15 protein-coding genes and 3 pseudogenes are annotated in these 22,784 nt (G+C 50.8%); 11 read left to right on the top strand and 7 right to left on the bottom strand.

What is annotated here, in order from left to right:
• Positions 1-140: 140 nt before the first annotated feature.
• From ybiV to ABZJ92_RS08540, 3 genes are all read right to left on the bottom strand, one after another.
• Complete coding sequence (gene ybiV / locus ABZJ92_RS08550; protein ID WP_000114270.1) at positions 141-956, bottom strand: sugar-phosphatase YbiV; 816 nt, start codon at positions 954-956, stop codon at positions 141-143.
• A gap of 145 nt (positions 957-1,101) precedes the next feature.
• The gene (locus ABZJ92_RS08545) at positions 1,102-3,534 is read right to left on the bottom strand and encodes a glycyl radical protein (protein WP_000209313.1); all 2,433 of its coding nucleotides are present in this window, start codon (positions 3,532-3,534) and stop codon (positions 1,102-1,104) included.
• Between the two features lie 5 nt (positions 3,535-3,539).
• Positions 3,540-4,439: a glycyl-radical enzyme activating protein gene (locus ABZJ92_RS08540; protein ID WP_000576964.1), complete on the bottom strand. Its 900-nt coding sequence runs from the start codon at positions 4,437-4,439 to the stop codon at positions 3,540-3,542.
• 130 nt (positions 4,440-4,569) lie between these two features.
• On the opposite strand from ABZJ92_RS08540, the gene fsa reads away from it, so the two are divergent.
• A complete protein-coding gene (gene fsa, locus ABZJ92_RS08535) occupies positions 4,570-5,232 on the top strand; it encodes a fructose-6-phosphate aldolase (RefSeq protein WP_000424888.1) in 663 nt (220 codons plus the stop codon).
• 178 nt (positions 5,233-5,410) lie between these two features.
• Here fsa and moeB read toward each other — a convergent pair whose 3' ends face one another.
• Together moeB and moeA are read right to left on the bottom strand one after the other, a co-directional pair.
• The gene (gene moeB / locus ABZJ92_RS08530) at positions 5,411-6,160 is read right to left on the bottom strand and encodes a molybdopterin-synthase adenylyltransferase MoeB (protein WP_000829250.1); all 750 of its coding nucleotides are present in this window, start codon (positions 6,158-6,160) and stop codon (positions 5,411-5,413) included.
• On the bottom strand, positions 6,160-7,395 hold the full coding sequence (moeA, locus tag ABZJ92_RS08525) for a molybdopterin molybdotransferase MoeA (RefSeq protein ID WP_000397398.1): 1,236 nt from the start codon (positions 7,393-7,395) through the stop codon (positions 6,160-6,162). Before moeA ends, moeB begins: the two co-directional genes overlap by 1 nt.
• A 203-nt stretch (positions 7,396-7,598) precedes the next feature.
• On the opposite strand from moeA, the gene iaaA reads away from it, so the two are divergent.
• The 7 genes and pseudogenes from iaaA to ABZJ92_RS08490 all read left to right on the top strand — a co-directional run bounded on the left by iaaA (position 7,599) and on the right by ABZJ92_RS08490 (position 17,688).
• Entirely contained in the window at positions 7,599-8,564 is a 966-nt protein-coding gene (iaaA, locus tag ABZJ92_RS08520; protein ID WP_000513761.1) for a beta-aspartyl-peptidase, read from the top strand.
• A complete protein-coding gene (gene gsiA / locus ABZJ92_RS08515; RefSeq protein ID WP_001120569.1) occupies positions 8,551-10,422 on the top strand; it encodes a glutathione ABC transporter ATP-binding protein GsiA in 1,872 nt (623 codons plus the stop codon). The genes iaaA and gsiA overlap by 14 nt, the downstream gene beginning before the upstream one ends.
• 19 nt (positions 10,423-10,441) lie before the next feature.
• Positions 10,442-11,980, top strand: coding sequence for a glutathione ABC transporter substrate-binding protein GsiB (gene gsiB / locus ABZJ92_RS08510; RefSeq protein ID WP_000090147.1), 1,539 nt, complete (start codon positions 10,442-10,444; stop codon positions 11,978-11,980).
• 17 nt (positions 11,981-11,997) lie between these two features.
• Complete coding sequence (gene gsiC, locus ABZJ92_RS08505; protein ID WP_000967687.1) at positions 11,998-12,918, top strand: glutathione ABC transporter permease GsiC; 921 nt, start codon at positions 11,998-12,000, stop codon at positions 12,916-12,918.
• 2 nt (positions 12,919-12,920) lie between these two features.
• Entirely contained in the window at positions 12,921-13,832 is a 912-nt protein-coding gene (gene gsiD / locus ABZJ92_RS08500; protein ID WP_001236054.1) for a glutathione ABC transporter permease GsiD, read from the top strand.
• 177 nt (positions 13,833-14,009) lie between these two features.
• Positions 14,010-16,352, top strand: a pseudogene (locus ABZJ92_RS08495) (sensor domain-containing phosphodiesterase).
• Between the two features lie 7 nt (positions 16,353-16,359).
• Positions 16,360-17,688 (top strand): GGDEF domain-containing protein, encoded by a 1,329-nt coding sequence (locus tag ABZJ92_RS08490; RefSeq protein ID WP_000086920.1) that lies wholly within the window; start codon positions 16,360-16,362, stop codon positions 17,686-17,688.
• A 46-nt stretch (positions 17,689-17,734) separates the two neighbouring features.
• On the opposite strand, the gene rimO is transcribed toward ABZJ92_RS08490, so the two are convergent.
• Entirely contained in the window at positions 17,735-19,060 is a 1,326-nt protein-coding gene (gene rimO, locus ABZJ92_RS08485) for a 30S ribosomal protein S12 methylthiotransferase RimO (protein WP_000049388.1), read from the bottom strand.
• Between the two features lie 212 nt (positions 19,061-19,272).
• Between rimO and bssR the strand changes: the two genes are divergently transcribed.
• Both bssR and yliI read left to right on the top strand, forming a co-directional pair.
• Entirely contained in the window at positions 19,273-19,656 is a 384-nt protein-coding gene (gene bssR, locus ABZJ92_RS08480) for a biofilm formation regulator BssR (RefSeq protein ID WP_000497137.1), read from the top strand.
• Positions 19,657-19,766: 110 nt separating this feature from the next.
• Positions 19,767-20,881 (top strand): annotated as a pseudogene (yliI, locus tag ABZJ92_RS08475) (aldose sugar dehydrogenase YliI).
• Here the strand turns inward: yliI and gstB are convergent.
• Positions 20,878-21,504, bottom strand: coding sequence for a glutathione S-transferase GstB (gene gstB, locus ABZJ92_RS08470; RefSeq protein ID WP_001295292.1), 627 nt, complete (start codon positions 21,502-21,504; stop codon positions 20,878-20,880). The pseudogene yliI and the gene gstB overlap by 4 nt on opposite strands.
• A gap of 245 nt (positions 21,505-21,749) precedes the next feature.
• Between gstB and ABZJ92_RS08465 the strand changes: the two are divergent.
• A pseudogene (locus ABZJ92_RS08465) lies at positions 21,750-22,709 on the top strand (serine hydrolase); the annotation flags it as partial.
• Positions 22,710-22,784: the final 75 nt, after the last annotated feature.

The following is a 22,784-nucleotide window of genomic DNA, read 5'->3' as shown; positions in this document are numbered from 1 at the left end:
ATTAACTTTCATTCGAAACTATGCTAATTTGCATGTGACAATACAAGTTATAAATAAGTTAATGCAAGTTTAATGATTTGATGTGATGTACAGGATGTAAAAAGAAGGGAAAACCGGAGCGCATGGCTCCGGTAGAGAGGTCAGCTGTTAAAAGGGGATGTGTTATCCAGCACAGCCTGAATCACATTCAGCGCGCCTTCATGATTATTATCATCGGTAGCGTAACGGGCGATTTGTTTAATGTTTTCCGCAGCATTGCCCATCGCAAAGGAATAACGCGCCATTTTCAGCATCTCCGCATCGTTACCGCTGTCGCCAATCGCTACCACATTTTGCGGTGACAGATCCCAGCGTTTCAGTAACCGCGAAATACCGTTTGCTTTATGTAGACCGGGAATAATCAGGTCGATAAAGCCAAAACCACTGGTGACGGGTTTCATAATGCCATCCAGCGCTATGTGTAGTTTGTCGATCACTAACGGGATTTGTTCATCCGGCAGGTTGAGCGAAAACTTGAACAGTACGTCGTCAATCTCCTGATAATCTTTTACAGGTTTCAGGCGATGGTAGTGTTTTGCCATCAGTGCGACAAATGCTTCGGGGGCATTTTCGCTGACATATGCACTTTGCAGACCGCAGGCGACAAAATTGAGTTGCTTATCTTTTAGCAACTCGCCAATAACAATCCGCGATTCATGTCGGGTCAGTTCGCCGTGGAACAGTTGCTTGCCATGTTCGTAAACCAGTGCGCCGTTTTCCGCGACAAAAGAGATCTCATCCTTTAGCTCAGGAAAGAACGAAATAAGCTGGTAATACTGATTACCGCTGGCGACAACGAACTTAATGCCGCGCTTTTTCAGTTCCTGATATTGCGCCATAAAACGTGGTTGGTTGTACGTTTTGGCGTCGTTAAGAAAAGTACCGTCCATATCTGTGACGATAACTTTTACGCTCATAGGTGTGCTCCTGGCTCGAAAATGAAACCGTAACAGTGTAATAACAATGTGACGCAGAGCACAAATTATATTTCGAATGAAAGTAAGGATGAAATTGATGATGTGAATGATTTAGCCCGGCGACGCCGCAGCCGGGCCGAAGAGATTACAGCATATGTTCAGTACGGGCGATGATATCGTCCTGAGCGTCTGGAGAGAGCGCGGTGAAGAAGGCGGAATAACCCGCGACACGCACTACCAGATCGCGGTACTGATCCGGATGTTTTTTCGCCTCCAGCAGCGTTTCGCGGGAAACGATGTTGTACTGAATATGCCAGCCTTTATGCACTTCAAAGAAGGTACGCAGCAGGATCATCAGTTTCTGCTTGTCAGATTCGTTCTCCAGCGTTGCCGGATTCAGTTTCTGGTTGAGCAACACGCCGCCGAGAATCGCTGCCGTAGGCAGTTTACCCACTGAGCCAATGACCGCAGTAGGGCCGAGATGGTCAGTACCAGAGGCCGGACTAGCGCCTTCTGCCAGCGGGGTGTGGGCTTTACGCCCGTCCGGCGTTGCCATAGTTTGCGCGCCAAACGGTACGTTAGCGGAGATAGACGACGTACCCGCGTAATAGTTGCCGCCAACCGGACCACGACCGTAGCGTGGGTTATGGTACTGTTTCAGTTCGTCGATATAGGTCTGATAAGCGCGAGCCAGCAGCGTATCGACGGTATCATCGTCGTTGCCGTACTTCGGCGCACCGTTAATCAGCCGCTGACGCAGTTGCTCATGAGTCAGGCCATCGAAGTCATCCGCCAGTGCGGCAGCCAGCTGTTGCTGACCAATCGCGCCCTGTTCAAACACCAGTTTCTTCACTGCCGCCAGGCTGTTGCCGAGGTTGGCAATACCGACCTGCAGGCCAGAAACCCAGTCATATTTCGCGCCGCCTTGCTTGATACTTTTCGCTCGCTCAATACAGTCATCCACCAGCGCCGAGCAGAGAATATCGTGCACGTTCTCTTCCAGCATGGTGTCGACGACATATTCGATTTCGATTGATTTACGCGTGTAGTAACGGATTTGCGTATCCCACGCGTCCATCACTTCATCGAAGTTGTTGAAGTTACCTGCCGACAACGCTTTTTCTTGTGGCAGGAACACTTTGCCGCTGGTGGCATCACGCCCGCCTTCCAGCGCCGCCAGCATCACGCGGGCGAAGTTGATAAAGCTCATGCCGGTACAGCGATAGCCCCATTTGCCACCGACGGCGGTTTCTATACAACCAATCGCTGCGTAGTCATAAGCGTCCTGCGGTTCAATACCGAGTTTAATAAATTCCGGGATCACGATTTCGTCGTTGTTGAATGCCGGCATCCCGAAGCCGCAGCGGATCACATGTACGCAGGCGTCGAGGAAATCGTTACTCATTCCTGCATGGTAACGCACGCTGAGGTTAGGCTGAGTGGAACGCAGGCGACCGCAGGATTCGAGGATCGCGTAAGAGAGTGGATTCACCGCGTCCATTGGTTGACCATCAACCAGATTTTGTCCGCCAATGGTGACGTTCTGATACAGCGGACTTCCCGCAGAGGCTTTTGAGTGGGAGCCGGAGCGGATTTTGTTCACTTCCAGCAATTTCAACCAGCAGCTATGCAGCAATTCGATGGCGTGTTCGCGATCCAGCGTCTGGTTCAGTTCAACGTCGCGGCGATAGTACGGGTAGAGATACTGATCCATACGACCAAACGACACCGAGTGACCGTTAGATTCAATCTGCAAAATCAACTGGATGAAGTAACACAGTTGCAGCGCCTGCCAGAAAGTCTGCGGCGGCTGGTGGGCGATAAGATCGCAGTTTTCTGCCATCGCCAGCAGTTCATCGCGACGGCTTTCGCGGGTTTCGGTCGCGGCCATTGCACGCGCCAGGGCAGCGAAACGTTCAATGTGTTCACTGACTGCCACCAGCATGATATCAATCGCTTTCAGGAACTGTTCGCCGTGCAAATCTTCCAGCACCGTCAGATTGATGCGCGAGCGACGTTCCGCTACTTTCTCACGCAGACCATCAAGCCCTTTTTCCAGCAGCAGCGGGAAATTGACCGCCAGGTGCGCATCGCCGGAGGTCATATTGCCTTCCGCTTTAATGATGCCGGTCGCCAGCAGACCTTTTTGCTCATCGGTAAACATGCCATAGCAGCGATCCTGTACCGTCTGACCGCGCCACCACGGGCACACTTCATGCAGAACACGTTTGTTCTCTTCGCTCACCGCAAAGCCAGCACCGGGACGATCTGCCAGATCATCAATCTCTTTTTCGATCCACGAGACAGTATATTCCGGGAAGATCGGCGCGGCGCGAACTTCGCTTGCCTGGTTGCCAATGATCAACTCATCGTGTTTGATCCAGATGGTGCGATTCGCCAGGTGATGCGCCAGTGCCAGCGCGCGACGTACCGGGATCGGCTTATCGAGATGTTGTTGATACATCTCGGTATAGTGCTGCGCGCGCTCGGTACAGACTGGCGGCTTCACAATATGCACCAGCGCATTTTTGTGCGCTTTAATGCGGTCGCTGAGCGTGTCCAGTTTCAGTGTGGTCATGGTTGTTATCCTCGTAAGGTCGCGGTTAACCCTTTCTGGCAGGCATACTGCTGGGCAAAATCGAGCAGCTCTGGCGCATCAAGCGGTTTTTCCGGGGCGTCATAGGGCAGATTAAGTAAGTGATATTTGTTGATGCCCAGCGTGTGGTAGGGCAGAAAATGAATTTCGCCAACGTGCAGCTCGTCGGCGGCAAAATCGGTAATGGCTTTTACAGAGGTTTCGTCGGCATTAAAGCCCTGAATCAGCGGCACGCGGATAATGATTTTTTTGCCCGCTGCGGCGAGTTTTTTCAGGTTATCCAGCACCCTGGCGGCGTTACCGTCGGTCCACTGTTTAAACGGCGCGTCGGCAACGTGTTTTAAATCGGCAAGAAACAGATCGATATAGGGCAGAGAAGGGGCGATATATTTCCACGGCACATGCAGACAGGTTTCTACCGCAGTATGAATGCCTGCCTCGTGGCAGGCTTGCAGCAGCGCCGTCGCCATTTCCGGCTGCATGAAGGGTTCACCACCCGAAAGCGTTAAGCCGCCGCCGCTGCGATCGTAAAACGGTTTATCGCGCAGAACGGTCGCCATGATCTCCTCAACGCTTTTCACTTCACCACACACGGTTAACGCCTGTGTCGGACAGCAGTCGGTTAACGCCGTCAGATGCTCCGGGGTTAACTTTTCCCGATGAATAAGCAAACCATTCAGCGCGCGCTCAATCACTTCCGGCGCGGCCTTAGCGCACAGCTCGCAGCCTTCCAGACACAGTCGTGCGTCATACAGCAGATCCTGCGTACGGGCGCGGCTTTCCGGGTTCTGACACCAGCGGCAGCCCAGCGAACAGCCTTTAAGAAATACGACCGTGCGGATACCGGGGCCATCATGGGTCGAGTAGCGCTGAATATTGAAAATCATAGTTGCCTCTCTGTTTCGTTCAAACATTAAAATACTTTCGAATGAAAGTTAGATTGATGTGCGTCAACTGTTCAGAGAGTTTTCCCGTGATAGTCTACATTCAGACAAAAAGTACATTTTGAGGATGGTTATGGAACTGTATCTGGATACTTCAGACGTTGTTGCGGTGAAGGCGCTGTCACGTATTTTTCCGCTGGCGGGTGTGACCACTAACCCAAGCATTATCGCCGCGGGTAAAAAACCGCTGGATGTTGTGCTTCCGCAACTTCATGAAGCGATGGGCGGTCAGGGGCGTCTGTTTGCCCAGGTAATGGCTACCACTGCTGAAGGGATGGTGAATGACGCGCTTAAGCTGCGTTCTATTATTGCGGATATCGTGGTGAAAGTTCCGGTGACAGCCGAGGGGCTGGCAGCGATTAAGATGTTAAAAGCGGAAGGGATTCCGACGCTGGGAACCGCGGTATATGGCGCGGCACAAGGGCTGCTGTCGGCGCTGGCAGGTGCGGAATATGTTGCGCCTTACGTTAATCGTATTGATGCTCAGGGCGGTAGCGGCATTCAGACTGTGACCGACTTACACCAGTTATTGAAAATGCATGCGCCGCAGGCGAAAGTGCTGGCAGCGAGTTTCAAAACCCCGCGTCAGGCGCTGGACTGCTTACTGGCCGGATGTGAATCAATTACTCTGCCACTGGATGTGGCACAACAGATGATTAGCTATCCGGCGGTGGAAGCCGCTGTGACGAAGTTTGAGCAGGACTGGCAGGGAGCGTTTGGCAGAACGTCGATTTAACCGGACGTTCTGCATCCTCATAAATTGCTGATGACGTGGCGGAGTGCACCGATGCCTGCCGCGCTTGGAAATCTGTGCCCGAACCGTAGGCCAGATAAGGCGTTCACGCCGCATCTGGCGTCTGGAGCAAATGCCTGATGCGACGCTTGTCGCGTCTTATCAGGCTTGGAGGTGGCAATTACTGCCCGCACACCTCACACCCCGGATTGCGCATCAGTTTCATTTCGCGAAACTGACAGGTCATCGCATCGTACATGACGATTTTCCCGCTGGCCGGTTTGCCATAACCTGCCAGCAGTTTGATCGCTTCCATTGCCTGCAACGAACCAATTACGCCTATCAACGGTGCCATCACGCCTGCTTCTACGCAGGTTAACGCGTTCTCGCCAAACAAACGGCTAAGGCAGCGATAGCACGGTTCGCCGTCCTGATAAGTGAAGACCGTGATTTGCCCTTCCATACGAATTGCCGCGCCGGAAACCAGCGGCACCTTCGCGGCAAAACAGCCTGCGTTCAGTTGATTACGTACCGCAACGTTATCCGTACAGTCGAGCACCAGATCGTGTTCAGCAATCAATGCTGCAAGTTCTGCGTCATCTAGCAGTGCATTGACTGGCGTAATCGCGATATGTGGGTTGATCCGCGTCAGGGCGTCACGGGCGGATTCCACCTTCGGTTGCCCGACCGTGGCATCACTGTGCAGTGTCTGGCGTTGCAGATTCGAGAGCGAAACCGTGTCGAAGTCGAGCAGCGTCAGGTTGCCGACACCGGCGCTTGCCAGATACTGCGAAGCTGCGCAGCCGAGTCCACCGAGGCCGACTACCAGCACACGAGAATCTTTTAGCGCCTCCTGACCGTCAAAATCAAAACCGCGCAGAATGATTTGCCGGTTGTAGCGCAGCATCTCCTGATCGCTGAGTTCCGCCATTACAGGCCTCCGAACAACGCGTTAAACGGTTCTACTTCCACCCATTCGCGCACGTCCACATTGCCGCGATCGCGTTCCAGCACGATAAAGCAGTTGCCGAGACTAAAGGAGCTAAATATATGTGAACCCTGATGTCCGGTGGTCGTCACTTCAAGTTCACCGTCGGCGTTGCGTTGCAGCACGCCGCGCTGGAAATCAAGACGTCCTGGCGTTTTTTTCAGGCGGGACGCTGTGCGTACGCGCTGGCGCGCGGGCAGGCCGCTGGCGGTGTTGCCGCTTAGTTTTGCCAGCAAAGGCTGTACCAGTTGATAGAAGGTCAGCGTCGCTGAAACCGGGTTGCCCGGCAGGCCGCAGAACCAGCTATTGCTGAGTTTACCGAACGCGAACGGTTTACCTGGTTTAATCGCCAGCTTCCAGAAGGCGATCTCCCCCAGCTCTTCAAGAATCATTTTGGTGTAATCCGCTTCACCCACTGAAACACCGCCGGAACTGATCACTACATCCGCCTGGCTGTCGGCTTCAATAAATGCGGCGCGCAGGGCATGTGGATCGTCGCGGATAATCCCTAAGTTGATTACCTCGCAACCCAGCTGTTCTAACATCAGGTGTACGGCGAGACGGTTGGTGTCGTAGATTTGGCCGTCGCCCAGCGGCTGACCGGGCAACTGGAGTTCATCACCGGTAGAAAAAAGCGCTACACGCACTTTACGAATCACCGGAACTTCGGCAATCCCCAGTGAAGCAATTACTGGCAGCTCTGCGGTAGTCAGGCGAGTTCCCGCCGGGAAAACAACCGCACCTGCAGAGATATCTTCACCGCGACGGCGAATATTTTGCCCGCTACGCACTTCAGCAGTAAAACGCACGCCATTGTCCGTTTGTTCAGTCTGCTCCTGCATCACCACCGCTTCGCAGCCTTCCGGCACCGGCGCACCGGTCATAATACGAATGCAGGTACCCGCAGGCCATTCACCATGGTATGGCTGACCGGCAAAGGATTTACCGGCAACGGGCAGCGGTTGCCCGGAGGCAATATCGGCTAAACGCACCGCGTAGCCGTCCATAGCGGAGTTATCAAACCCCGGGACATCCAGTGGCGAAACGACATCGCTCGCCAGAATACGACCAAAACACTGAACCAGTGGCAGCGTTTCCTGGGTGGTCAGTGGGGTAACGCGAGAAAGCATCTCATTAAGCGCGGTGTCGAGCGACATCAATCCGGTGGTAAATTCCATGAAAACACTCCTGCGGAGGCAAAATCGAATTTGCCTATTATGTCAGAAAAACGCCATAGACTGTATGCCACCTCGGGCGTAGCGTTGGCTCCTGCCTTTACATGCCATATCCATCTTTCTATATTCAAAAATTGAATGAGTAATTCATAAAAATTCTGATATTTATAGCAAAAGTGGCGAGCCACCCTTAATGGACGAATACTATGGGCAAAGCAGTCATTGCAATTCATGGTGGCGCAGGTGCAATTAGCCGCGCGCAGATGAGTCTGCAACAGGAATTACGCTACATCGAGGCGTTGTCTGCCATTGTTGAAACCGGGCAGAAAATGCTGGAAGCCGGCGAAAGTGCGCTGGATGTGGTGACGGAAGCGGTGCGTCTGCTGGAAGAGTGTCCACTGTTTAACGCCGGAATTGGCGCTGTCTTTACGCGTGATGAAACCCATGAACTGGACGCCTGTGTGATGGATGGTAACACCCTGAAAGCCGGTGCGGTGGCGGGCGTTAGTCATCTGCGTAATCCGGTTCTTGCCGCCCGGCTGGTGATGGAGCAAAGCCCGCATGTGATGATGATTGGCGAAGGGGCAGAAAATTTTGCGTTTGCTCATGGCATGGAGCGCGTCTCACCGGAGATTTTCTCCACGCCTTTGCGTTATGAACAACTACTGGCAGCGCGCGAGGAAGGGGCAACAGTCCTCGACCATAGCGGTGCGCCACTGGATGAAAAACAGAAAATGGGCACCGTGGGGGCCGTGGCGTTGGATTTAGACGGCAATCTGGCGGCAGCCACGTCCACAGGCGGAATGACCAATAAATTACCCGGACGAGTTGGCGATAGTCCCTTAGTGGGTGCCGGATGCTACGCCAATAACGCCAGTGTGGCGGTTTCTTGTACCGGCACAGGCGAAGTCTTCATCCGCGCGCTGGCGGCATATGACATCGCCGCGTTAATGGATTACGGCGGATTAAGTCTCGCGGAAGCCTGCGAGCGGGTAGTAATGGAAAAACTCCCTGCGCTTGGCGGTAGCGGTGGCTTAATCGCTATCGACCATGAAGGGAATGTCGCGCTACCGTTTAACACCGAAGGAATGTATCGCGCCTGGGGCTACGCAGGCGATACGCCAACCACCGGTATCTACCGTGAAAAAGGGGACACCGTTGCCACACAGTGATGAACTTGATGCCGGTAATGTGCTGGCGGTTGAAAATCTTAATATTGCCTTTATGCAGGACCAGCAGAAAATAGCTGCGGTCCGCAATCTCTCTTTTAGTCTGCAACGCGGTGAGACGCTGGCAATTGTAGGCGAATCCGGCTCCGGTAAGTCAGTGACTGCGCTGGCATTGATGCGTCTGTTGGAACAGGCGGGCGGTTTAGTACAGTGCGATAAAATGCTGTTGCGGCGGCGCAGTCGTGATGTGATTGAACTTAGCGAGCAGAGCGCTGCACAAATGCGCCATGTGCGCGGTGCGGATATGGCGATGATATTTCAGGAGCCGATGACATCGCTGAACCCAGTATTTACTGTGGGTGAACAGATTGCCGAATCAATTCGTCTGCATCAGAACGCCAGTCGTGAAGAAGCGATGGTCGAGGCGAAGCGGATGCTGGATCAGGTACGCATTCCGGAGGCACAAACCATTCTTTCACGTTATTCGCATCAACTCTCTGGCGGGATGCGCCAGCGAGTGATGATTGCGATGGCGCTGTCATGCCGCCCGGCGGTGCTGATTGCCGATGAGCCAACCACCGCGCTGGATGTCACTATTCAGGCGCAGATCCTGCAATTAATCAAAGTATTGCAAAAAGAGATGTCGATGGGCGTTATCTTTATCACTCACGATATGGGCGTGGTGGCAGAGATTGCCGATCGGGTACTGGTGATGTATCAGGGCGAGGCGGTGGAAACGGGTACCGTCGAACAGATTTTTCATGCACCGCAACATCCTTACACCCGTGCGCTGTTAGCTGCTGTTCCGCAACTTGGTGCGATGAAAGGGTTAGATTATCCCCGACGTTTCCCATTGATATCGCTTGAACATCCAGCGAAACAGGAACCCCCCATCGAGCAGAAAACGGTGGTGGATGGCGAACCTGTTTTACGGGTGCGTAATCTTGTCACCCGTTTCCCTTTGCGCAGCGGTTTGTTGAATCGCGTAACGCGGGAAGTGCATGCCGTTGAGAAAGTCAGTTTTGATCTCTGGCCTGGCGAAACGCTATCGCTGGTGGGCGAGTCTGGCAGCGGTAAATCCACTACCGGGCGGGCGTTGCTGCGCCTGGTCGAATCGCAGGGCGGCGAAATTATCTTTAACGGTCAGCGAATCGATACCTTGTCACCTGGCAAACTTCAGGCATTGCGCCGGGATATTCAGTTTATTTTTCAGGACCCTTACGCTTCGCTGGACCCACGTCAGACCATCGGTGATTCGATTATCGAACCGCTGCGTGTACACGGTTTATTGCCAGGTAAAGACGCGGCTGCACGCGTTGCGTGGTTGCTGGAGCGCGTGGGCCTGTTACCTGAACATGCCTGGCGTTACCCGCATGAGTTTTCCGGCGGTCAGCGCCAGCGCATCTGCATTGCTCGCGCGTTGGCATTGAATCCAAAAGTGATCATTGCCGACGAAGCCGTTTCGGCGCTGGATGTTTCTATTCGCGGGCAGATTATCAACTTGTTGCTCGATCTCCAGCGTGATTTCGGCATTGCGTATCTGTTTATCTCCCACGATATGGCTGTGGTAGAGCGGATTAGTCATCGTGTGGCGGTGATGTATCTCGGGCAAATTGTTGAAATTGGTTCACGGTGCGCGGTCTTCGAAAACCCGCAGCATCCTTATACGCGTAAATTACTGGCGGCAGTTCCGGTCGCTGAACCGTCCCGACAACGACCGCAGCGTGTACTGCTGTCGGACGATCTTCCCAGCAATATTCATCTGCGTGGCGAAGAGGTGGCAGCCGTCTCGTTGCAATGCGTCGGGCCGGGGCATTACGTCGCACAACCACAATCAGAATACGCATTCATGCGTAGATAACATTCAGGCGGAGAATAAAATGGCAAGAGCTGTACACCGTAGTGGGTTAGTGGCGCTGGGCATTGCGACAGCGTTGATGGCATCTTGTGCATTCGCTGCCAAAGATGTGGTGGTGGCGGTAGGATCGAATTTCACCACGCTCGATCCGTATGACGCGAATGACACGTTATCTCAGGCCGTAGCGAAATCGTTTTACCAGGGGCTGTTCGGTCTGGATAAAGAGATGAAACTGAAAAACGTGCTGGCGGAGAGTTATACCGTTTCCGATGACGGCATTACTTACACCGTGAAATTGCGGGAAGGAATTAAATTCCAGGATGGCACCGATTTCAACGCAGTGGCGGTAAAAGCGAATCTGGACCGGGCCAGCGATCCGGCGAATCATCTTAAACGCTATAACCTGTATAAGAATATTGCCAAAACGGAGGCGATCGATCCGACAACGGTAAAGATTACCCTCAAACAGCCGTTCTCAGCGTTTATTAATATTCTTGCCCATCCGGCGACCGCGATGATTTCACCGACAGCGCTGGAAAAATATGGCAAGGAGATTGGTTTTCATCCGGTGGGAACCGGACCGTATGAACTGGATACCTGGAATCAGACCGATTTTGTGAAGGTGAAAAAATTCGCGGGTTACTGGCAGCCAGGATTGCCCAAACTGGACAGCATAACCTGGCGTCCGGTGGCGGATAACAACACCCGCGCGGCAATGCTGCAAACCGGTGAAGCGCAGTTTGCTTTCCCCATTCCCTACGAGCAGGCCACACTGCTGGAGAAAAACAAAAATATCGAGTTGATGGCCAGTCCGTCAATTATGCAGCGTTATATCAGTATGAACGTGACGCAAAAGCCGTTCGATAACCCGAAGGTCCGTGAGGCGCTGAATTACGCCATTAACCGTCCGGCGCTGGTGAAAGTTGCCTTTGCGGGCTATGCAACTCCAGCTACTGGTGTGGTACCGCCAAGTATCGCCTACGCGCAAAGTTATAAACCGTGGCCTTACGATCCAGTGAAAGCGCGCGAATTACTGAAAGAGGCGGGATATCCCAACGGTTTCAGTACCACGCTGTGGTCGTCACATAACCACAGCACCGCGCAGAAAGTGCTGCAATTTACCCAGCAGCAGTTAGCGCAGGTCGGGATTAAAGCCCAGGTGACCGCGATGGATGCCGGACAGCGGGCGGCAGAAGTTGAAGGTAAAGGGCAAAAAGAGAGTGGCGTGCGGATGTTCTACACTGGCTGGTCGGCTTCAACCGGCGAAGCCGACTGGGCACTATCGCCGCTGTTTGCCTCGCAAAACTGGCCACCGACGCTGTTTAATACCGCGTTTTACAGCAATAAACAGGTGGATGACTTCCTGGCTCAGGCACTGAAAACGAATGATCCGGCGGAAAAGACCCGCTTATATAAGGCGGCGCAGGATATCATCTGGCAAGAATCGCCGTGGATCCCGCTGGTGGTAGAAAAACTGGTGTCGGCACACAGTAAAAACCTGACCGGTTTTTGGATCATGCCAGATACCGGCTTCAGCTTTGAAGACGCGGATTTGCAATAAGCAACGCAGGGAGTGGAATGCTTTATTACGTTATCAAACGATTACTGGGGTTGATTCCGACGCTGTTTATCGTCTCGGTGCTGGTGTTTTTATTTGTCCACATGCTGCCCGGCGATCCGGCGCGATTGATTGCCGGGCCCGAAGCTGATGCGCAGGTTATAGAACTGGTGCGTCAGCAGCTGGGGTTGGATCAGCCGCTGTATCACCAGTTCTGGCACTATATCAGCAATGCTGTGCAGGGGGATTTTGGCCTGTCGATGGTGTCGCGTCGTCCGGTTGCCGATGAGATTGCCAGCCGCTTTATGCCAACGCTATGGCTGACCATAACCAGTATGGTCTGGGCGGTGATATTTGGTATGGCGGCGGGAATTATCGCCGCCGTCTGGCGTAATCGTTGGCCGGATCGATTGAGTATGACCATTGCGGTGTCGGGGATCTCGTTTCCGGCATTTGCGCTGGGGATGTTTTTAATTCAGGTATTCTCCGTTGAACTGGGCTGGCTGCCTACTGTGGGAGCAGACAGTTGGCAGCACTACATTTTACCCTCCCTGACGCTCGGCGCGGCAGTGGCCGCCGTGATGGCGCGCTTTACCCGTGCGTCATTTGTCGACGTTTTAAGCGAAGATTATATGCGTACCGCGAGGGCGAAAGGGGTGAGCGAAACCTGGGTTGTCCTCAAACACGGGCTACGCAACGCGATGATCCCGGTAGTGACCATGATGGGCTTACAGTTTGGCTTTTTGCTCGGTGGTTCTATCGTGGTGGAGAAAGTTTTCAACTGGCCCGGACTTGGACGCTTACTCGTTGACTCTGTAGAAATGCGCGATTACCCGGTGATTCAGGCGGAAATTCTGCTTTTCTCGCTGGAATTTATTCTTATCAACTTAGTGGTGGATGTGCTTTACGCCGCCATTAACCCGGCTATCAGGTACAAGTAAGGATGCGACTATTTAACTGGCGACGTCAGGCGGTGTTAAACGCCATGCCACTGGTCAAACCTGACCAGGTACGTACACCGTGGCATGAATTCTGGCGACGATTTCGCCGTCAGCATATGGCGATGACCGCCGCATTATTCGTTATTTTATTGATTGTGGTGGCCATTTTTGCACGCTGGATCGCTCCCTATGACGCCGAAAATTATTTTGATTATGACAATCTGAATAACGGACCTTCTTTGCAGCACTGGTTTGGCGTCGATTCACTGGGGCGCGACATTTTCAGCCGTGTCCTGGTTGGTGCGCAAATCTCGCTGGCGGCGGGCGTGTTTGCCGTGTTTATCGGTGTGGCGATAGGGACGTTGCTGGGCTTGTTGGCTGGATATTATGAAGGCTGGTGGGATCGGCTGATCATGCGCATTTGCGATGTGCTGTTTGCCTTCCCGGGTATTTTACTGGCGATCGCTGTTGTTGCGGTGTTGGGAAGCGGCATTGCTAACGTGATTATCGCAGTCGCCATTTTTTCCATCCCCGCGTTTGCCCGCCTGGTGCGCGGCAACACGCTGGTGTTGAAACAGCAAACCTTTATTGAGTCAGCACGCAGTATTGGTGCCAGCGATATGACCATTTTATTGCGTCATATCCTGCCTGGGACCGTCTCTTCTATCGTGGTGTTTTTCACCATGCGCATTGGCACCTCGATTATCTCTGCCGCCAGCCTGTCATTTCTCGGCCTCGGTGCGCAGCCGCCGACACCAGAGTGGGGAGCAATGCTCAATGAGGCACGAGCGGATATGGTTATCGCGCCGCATGTCGCTGTTTTTCCGGCCCTGGCTATTTTTCTGACCGTACTGGCGTTCAATTTGTTGGGCGATGGTTTACGCGATGCGCTGGATCCGAAAATTAAAGGATAGTTACGTTTGAATATTGCTTGAAAGGGTAATCACCTCACAGGAAATTATTGCCCTAAGCAAGTGTTGTAACTTTCTGCTGATTTTGTAGAATCGGGTAATTTGGTTAAAAAGCCGCAGCAAGGGACTATTTTTGCAGCGGCACAGCGTTCAGATAGTTATTTTGTTAAATGTATTAACATGCTGAGTTTATACGAAAAGATAAGGCTGATAATTTTATTTTTATTGGCAGCACTGTCATTTATTGGTCTTTTTTTCATGATTAACTATCAACTGGTATCGGAACGCGCGGTAAAACGTGCCGATAGCCGCTTTGAACTTATTCAGAAAAACGTTGGCTATTTCTTTAAAGATATTGAACGTTCGGCCCTGACATTAAAGGACTCACTGTATTTATTAAAAAATACAGAGGAGATTCAACGCGCCGTGATTCTGAAAATGGAAATGATGCCATTTTTAGACTCGGTGGGACTGGTACTTGATGATAATAAATATTATCTCTTTTCGCGGAGGGCGAATGATAAAATCGTTGTTTATCATCAGGAACAAGTAAATGGACCGCTTGTCGACGAGTCAGGGCGGGTTATTTTTGCCGATTTTAACCCATCGAAACGACCGTGGTCGGTGGCTTCAGATGACTCTAACAACAGCTGGAATCCGGCATACAATTGCTTTGATCGTCCGGGTAAAAAATGTATCTCTTTTACGCTACGTATCAACGGCAAAGATCACGATTTGTTAGCGGTAGATAAAATTCATGTCGATTTAAACTGGCGGTATCTGAACGAGTATCTTGATCAAATCAGCGCTAATGATGAAGTTCTATTTTTGAAACAAGGTCATGAGATCATTGCCAAGAATCAACTCGCTCGTGAAAAACTGATTATTTATAATAGCGAAGGTAATTATAATATTATTGATTCTGTCGATACGGAGTATATTGCAAAGACATCAGCAGTGCCAAATAATGCATTGTTCGAAATCTATTTTTATTATCCTGGCGGTAATTTATTGAACGCATCAGATAAACTTTTTTATCTACCGTTTGCGTTCATTATTATCGTGTTGCTGGTGGTATATTTCATGACCACTCGTGTGTTCCGTCGGCAATTTTCTGAAATGACCGAGCTGGTTAATACGCTGGCGTTTTTGCCCGACTCAACGGATCAGATCGAGGCTCTGAAAATTCGCGAAGGCGATGCGAAAGAGATTATCAGCATCAAAAATTCGATCGCGGAAATGAAAGATGCCGAAATTGAACGGTCAAATAAATTGCTCTCACTGATCTCTTACGATCAGGAAAGCGGTTTTATTAAAAATATGGCGATTATTGAGTCCAACAATAATCAGTATCTGGCTGTGGGGATCATCAAACTGTGTGGTCTGGAAGCCGTGGAGGCGGTGTTTGGTGTTGATGAACGCAATAAAATCGTCAGGAAATTGTGTCAGCGAATTGCCGAGAAATATGCGCAATGCTGCGATATCGTGACATTCAATGCCGATCTCTATTTACTTCTGTGTCGGGAAAATGTACAGACATTTACCCGTAAAATAGCGATGGTAAACGATTTTGACAGCAGCTTTGGCTACCGCAATCTGCGCATCCATAAGTCTGCCATTTGTGAACCTTTGCAGGGGGAAAACGCCTGGAGTTACGCAGAAAAACTGAAACTGGCGATTTCCAGTATCCGTGACCATATGTTCTCCGAGTTTATTTTCTGTGATGACGCGAAACTCAACGAAATAGAAGAGAATATCTGGATTGCGCGTAATATTCGCCATGCAATGGAAATTGGCGAACTATTCCTCGTCTATCAACCGATCGTTGATATTAACACCCGCGCCATTCTGAGCGCGGAGGCGTTGTGCCGTTGGGTTTCTGCGGAGCGGGGGATCATTTCACCGCTGAAGTTCATTACCATTGCTGAAGATATCGGGTTTATCAATGAGCTGGGTTATCAGATTATTAAAACGGCAATGGGTTAATTCAGACATTTTAGTCAACGTGCGTCGCTGAAGGATGATTTCTTACTGCATATTAATGTTTCGCCCTGGCAGTTAAACGAACCGCACTTTCATGAGCGTTTTACCACCATCATGAAAGAAAATGGCCTGAAGGCGAACAGCCTCTGTGTTGAGATCACTGAAACCGTGATCGAGCGAATTAATGAACATTTTTATCTCAATATTGAACAACTGCGTAAACAAGGGGTACGGATATCGATTGATGACTTTGGCACCGGTTTGTCAAACCTGAAACGTTTTTATGAAATTAATCCAGACAGCATAAAGGTGGACTCGCAATTTACCGGCGATATTTTCGGTACTGCGGGAAAAATTGTGCGCATTATTTTCGATCTGGCACGCTATAACCGGATCCCGGTGATTGCGGAAGGCGTAGAGAGCGAAGACGTTGCGCGCGAATTAATTAAATTAGGATGTGTTCAGGCTCAGGGGTATCTGTACCAGAAACCCATGCCATTCTCCGCTTGGGATAAAAGTGGAAAATTAGTAAAAGAGTAGTTTACGTATGTCCAGAATCAATAAGTTCGTACTTACAGTCAGTCTGCTGATTTTTATCATGATTTCAGCAGTTGCCTGCGGGATCTACACTCAAATGGTAAAGGAACGGGTGTATAGCCTGAAACAGTCCGTTATTGATACTGCTTTTGCGGTGGCAAATATTGCTGAATATCGGCGTAGCGTGGCAATTGATCTTATCAACACGCTAAATCCCACGGAGGAACAGCTGTTGGTTGGTTTGCGCACAGCTTACGCCGACTCGGTTTCCCCCTCTTATTTGTACGATGTCGGTCCTTATCTGATTTCCAGTGACGAATGTATTCAGGTAAAGGAGTTCGAGAAAAATTATTGTGCAGATATTATGCAGGTTGTGAAGTATCGACATGTCAAAAATACAGGGTTTATCTCTTTTGACGGTAAAACCTTCGTCTATTACCTCTATCCGGTAACTCACAATCGTAGTCTGATATTTTTGCTTGGTCTGGAGCGTTTTTCTTTACTGTCAAAATCGCTGGTGATGGACAGCGAGAACCTGATGTTCTCTCTATTTAAGAACGGTAAACCGGTGACCGGTGATGAATATAATGCTAAAAACGCCATCTTCACCGTTTCGGAAGCGATGGAGCACTTCGCCTATTTGCCGACCGGATTGTACGTATTTGCGTATAAAAAAGATGTTTATTTGCGGGTTTGTACATTGATTATTTTCTTTGCCGCATTGGTGGCAGTGATATTGGGTGCCAGTTGCCTCTATCTGGTACGCAGAGTGATTAATCGTGGTATTGTGGAGAAAGAAGCCATCATTAATAACCATTTTGAACGCGTACTGGATGGCGGGCTTTTCTTTTCGGCTGCCGATGTCAAAAAACTCTACAGTATGTATAACTCGGCGTTCCTGGACGACCTGACCAAAGCAATGGGCAGAAAATCCTTTGATGAAGATTTAAAAGCGCTGCCGGAAAAAGGCGGTTATTTGTGTCTGTTTGACGTCGATAAATTCAAAAACATTAACGACACCTTCGGTCATTTGCTGGGCGATGAAGTGTTGATGAAAGTGGTGAAAATCCTTAAATCACAGATCCCGGTAGATAAAGGTAAAGTCTACCGCTTCGGAGGTGACGAATTTGCGGTGATTTATACTGGCGGCACGCTGGAAGAGTTGCTATCGATACTAAAAGAAATCGTTCATTTCCAGGTGGGAAGCATTAATTTAAGCACCAGTATCGGTGTAGCGCATTCAAATGAATGTACTACCGTCGAACGCTTGAAAATGCTGGCGGATGAGCGGCTGTATAAGAGTAAGAAAAACGGCAGGGCACAGATTAGCTGGCAGTAATCATTATTCGCAGGCCGGACAAATGATTTTGCCCGGCCTGAATTAATTAAACCCGGCTACCCCACAAATCGTACTCATCGGCGTGCTCGACTTTCACACGCAGGATATCACCCGGCTTAACGTTGGTTTCACCATTGAGATAAACCGCGCCGTCGATTTCCGGTGCATCTGCCATGCTGCGACCAATCGCGCCTTCTTCGTCCACTTCGTCGATAATCACCAGAATTTCACGGCCCACTTTCTCTTGCAGGCGCTCGGCGGAAATCTGCTGCTGCAGCTGCATGAAACGGTTCCAGCGTTCTTCTTTCACTTCTTCCGGAACCTGGTCAGGCAGGGCATTGGCGTCTGCACCTTCAACCGGGCTGTATTTAAAGCAGCCAACGCGATCCAGACGTGCTTCTTTCAGGAAGTCGAGTAGCATCTGGAAATCTTCTTCCGTCTCGCCAGGGAAGCCGACAATAAAGGTTGAGCGTAGGGTCAGTTCCGGGCAGATTTCGCGCCACTGTTTGATGCGCGCCAGTTGGCGATCTACAGAACCCGGACGCTTCATCAGTTTGAGAATGCGCGGGCTGGCGTGCTGCAACGGAATGTCCAGATACGGCAGGATTTTGCCTTCTGCCATCAGTGGGATGACGTCGTCCACATGCGGATAAGGGTAAACGTAGTGCAGACGTGTCCAGATCCCCAGTTTCGATAACTGTTCGCACAGGCTGACCATGCTGGTTTTTACCGGCTCGCCGTTGTGGAAGCCAGTACGATGTTTAACATCAACGCCATAGGCGGAAGTATCCTGCGAGATCACCAGAATCTCTTTAACGCCCGCATCTACCAGACGTTTCGCTTCACTTAACACTTCGCCAATCGGACGGCTCATCAGGTCGCCGCGCATAGACGGAATAATGCAGAAGGTGCAGCGGTGATTACAGCCTTCCGAAATTTTCAGATAGGCATAATGACGCGGCGTCAGTTTCACACCTTGTTCTGGCACCAGGCTCAGGAATGGGTTGTGTTTCGGTTTTGGCACGTAGTGATGAACGTGCTCCAGAACCTGCTCATAGCTATGAGGCCCGGTGATTTCCAGCACTTTCGGGTGGACTTCGCGGATCTGATCTTCTTTTGCCCCCAGACAACCGGTCACAATTACCTTGCCGTTTTCATTCAACGCTTCACCAATGGCTTCCAGTGATTCTTGTACCGCGCTGTCAATAAAGCCGCAGGTGTTGACGATCACCATGTTCGCATCGTCATAGCTCGGTACCACGTCATAACCTTCAGTGCGGAGTTCGGTGAGAATACGCTCTGAATCGACAAGGTTTTTCGGACAGCCAAGGGAAACAAAGCCGATTTTCGGCTGGGGAGTTACTTTGCTCATAGCTTAAAAAATATTCAGTTACAGGAAAGGTCAGGGCAGGGATTCTACAGAGTTCTGGATAAAATTTGTATCGCAATCTCATTCGCTGGCGGAGGCGAAGGAAATGTAAATTTTGTTAATTCGGCGTGAAGAATTGATCCTGGACAGCATTTTGCTCAAAAAATAGCCATACTATTTAATTGCAACAAGGCTGGAAAGAGGAGGATCGAAGTATGTTCGTTGACAGACAGCGAATCGATCTGCTGAACCGGTTGATCGACGCACGCGTTGACCTCGCTGCATACGTGCAACTGAGGAAGGCAAAAGGATACATGTCCGTCAGCGAAAGCAATCATCTACGAGATAACTTTTTTAAACTGAATCGCGAACTGCACGATAAATCGCTGCGGTTGAATCTTCATCTGGATCAGGAAGAGTGGAGTGCTCTTCATCATGCTGAAGAAGCATTAGCGACAGCCGCAGTATGTTTGATGAGTGGGCACCATGATTGCCCGACTGTTATTACCGTCAACGCCGATAAGCTTGAAAATTGTCTGATGAGCTTAACGCTGAGTATCCAGAGCCTGCAGAAGCACGCCATGCTTGAGAAGGCCTGAAAACTAAGGGGGAGAAAGCGTCTCCCCCTTCATGTTTAAGTTTTTGTAAAAATGAATTTGTTATCTCCTCCACTGACTACGCTTTAAGCCAGAGTCAATCCGGAGGCGTTATGCATCGACAATCCTTTTTCCTTGTGCCCCTTATTTGTCTTTCTTCCGCTCTCTGGGCGGCTCCTGCAACGGTAAATGTCGAAGTACTGCAAGACAAACTCGACCATCCCTGGGCACTGGCCTTTTTACCCGATAATCACGGTATGTTAATCACTCTGCGCGGCGGCGAGTTGCGTCACTGGCAAGCAGGAAAAGGATTATCTGCGCCGCTTTCCGGAGTTCCGGACGTTTGGGCGCACGGGCAGGGCGGCCTGCTGGACGTGGTTTTAGCGCCTGATTTTGCTCAGTCTCGCCGCATCTGGTTAAGTTATTCCGAAGTTGGCGATGATGGCAAAGCCGGAACTGCTGTGGGTTATGGCCGCTTAAGTGATGATCTCTCAAAAGTGACCGACTTCCGCACCGTCTTCCGCCAGATGCCAAAACTGTCTACCGGCAACCATTTTGGCGGGCGGCTGGTATTCGACGGTAAAGGTTATCTTTTTATTGCTCTGGGCGAAAACAATCAGCGCCCGACGGCGCAGGATCTGGATAAATTACAGGGCAAACTGGTGCGTCTGACCGACCAGGGCGAAATCCCGGATGATAATCCTTTTATAAAGGAATCCGGTGCGCGCGCCGAGATCTGGTCTTATGGCATTCGTAATCCGCAAGGAATGGCGATGAATCCGTGGAGTAATGCACTGTGGCTGAATGAACATGGCCCGCGCGGTGGTGATGAAATTAATATCCCGCAAAAAGGCAAAAACTACGGCTGGCCGCTGGCAACCTGGGGAATCAACTATTCAGGCTTTAAGATACCGGAAGCGAAAGGGGAGATCGTCGCCGGGACCGAGCAACCTGTTTTTTACTGGAAAGATTCGCCCGCTGTGAGCGGCATGGCCTTCTATAACAGCGATAAATTCCCCCAGTGGCAGCAAAAATTATTTATTGGGAGCTGAAAGATAAAGATGTCATTGTGATGAGCGTCAACGGCGACAAAGTGACAGAAGATGGCCGTATTTTAACGGACAGAGGGCAGCGAATTCGTGATGTTCGCACTGGACCCGACGGTTATTTATACGTTCTCACCGACGAGTCCAGTGGGGAATTACTTAAAGTTAGCCCACGCAATTAGCTAACGGGAATCATCACCACTTTGCGCACTGCGGGGCGTTCAGTGAGTTGCTGATACCAGCGTTGCAGATTTGGACGCGGTGTCCAGGTCAGGCCAACGTTAAACAAATTGTAGATGAACGGTGCGATAGCGATATCGCCCACACCAAACTCGTCGCCAGAGAACCATTTTACTTTTGCCAGTTCCGCATCGAGCAGGGCAAACAGGGCGTCGCACTCTTTGCAACTGGCATCAATGGCGGCCTGATCGCGCTCTTCCGGTGGTGTTCTGACTAATCCCATCAGGATCCCGCGATGAGCATTACTGAGCGTCTGGTTTGCCCAGTCCATCCATTTTTCCGCTTCCGCACGACGTGCCGGTGAGTCGATCCACAGGCGTTTTTGCCCGTACTGTGCCGCCAGATAGCGGACAATGGCGTTTGATTCCCAAAGAATGAGATCACTTTCGTCGTCACGCAACAACGGCACCAGCCCGTTAGGGTTCATCGCCAGAAAATCAGCATCGTGATTTATCCCAAACTCACGGCCCGCGAGAATTTGCTCATAAGGTAGTTCCAGTTCTTCGAGCGTCAGCAATACTTTTTTTACGTTAGTTGAATTATTCCGACCCCACAGCGTAATCATACTCACCCCTTTTCCGACAGGCAGCCACAGACTGAACAGGACTCCGATGGTGAAGTAAAGTTAACTTTTAAGCAACAGCTGGCAAAAAAATGACACCAGAAGCAGCGAAGCGGCAGGATATTGCATAAACTTTAAAAACTTTACCAACTTACGGTTTCTTTAAGTTTGTGTGTGCGTTATTAATCACCGAACTTATCATACGGCGATATAACGTATTTTTTTGAATGGATACTCGGGTGGCATTTATGACGCAATACTCCTCTCTCCTTCGTGGTCTTGCAGCGGGTTCTGCATTTTTATTCCTTTTTGCCCCAACGGCATTCGCGGCCGAACAAACCGTTGAAGCGCCGAGCGTGGATGCGCGTGCATGGATTTTAATGGATTACGCCAGCGGTAAAGTGCTGGCAGAAGGCAATGCGGATGAGAAACTGGATCCTGCGAGCCTGACTAAAATCATGACCAGCTATGTGGTTGGGCAGGCGCTTAAGGCCGATAAGATTAAACTCACCGATATGGTGACGGTCGGTAAAGATGCCTGGGCGACGGGAAATCCGGCACTGCGTGGTTCATCGGTAATGTTCCTCAAACCGGGCGATCAGGTTTCGGTGGCAGACTTGAACAAAGGTGTGATTATCCAGTCCGGTAATGACGCCTGTATTGCGCTGGCAGATTACGTTGCCGGGAGCCAGGAGTCCTTTATTGGTCTGATGAATGGTTATGCCAAAAAACTGGGGCTGACCAACACTACCTTCCAGACGGTGCACGGCCTGGATGCGCCGGGGCAGTTCAGTACCGCGCGCGATATGGCATTGCTGGGTAAAGCATTGATCCACGATGTGCCGGAAGAGTACGCCATTCATAAAGAGAAAGAGTTCACCTTCAACAAAATTCGTCAGCCTAACCGTAACCGTCTGCTGTGGAGCAGCAATCTGAATGTTGATGGCATGAAGACAGGAACCACGGCAGGTGCGGGATATAATCTGGTTGCTTCGGCTACCCAGGGTGATATGCGTTTAATCTCCGTAGTGCTGGGGGCGAAAACTGACCGTATCCGTTTTAATGAGTCTGAGAAATTATTGACCTGGGGTTTCCGCTTCTTTGAAACTGTGACGCCAATTAAACCTGATGCCACCTTTGTGACTCAGCGCGTCTGGTTTGGTGATAAGATCGAAGTGAATCTCGGGGCAGGCGAAGCGGGCTCCGTGAGGTAGCCTGAGTTTAACGGACACTCCTTCCTGAAATAGAATGGCATCAGAAGGAGCTAATAATGAGCAGAAAAA

Source organism: Shigella sp. FJ200513 (assembly GCF_040495915.1).
In the GTDB taxonomy this organism is placed as follows: Bacteria; Pseudomonadota; Gammaproteobacteria; order Enterobacterales; family Enterobacteriaceae; genus ECMA0423.
Note: the sequence above shows the minus strand (reverse complement) of the source record. Positions and strands in the feature narration are given on the sequence as shown.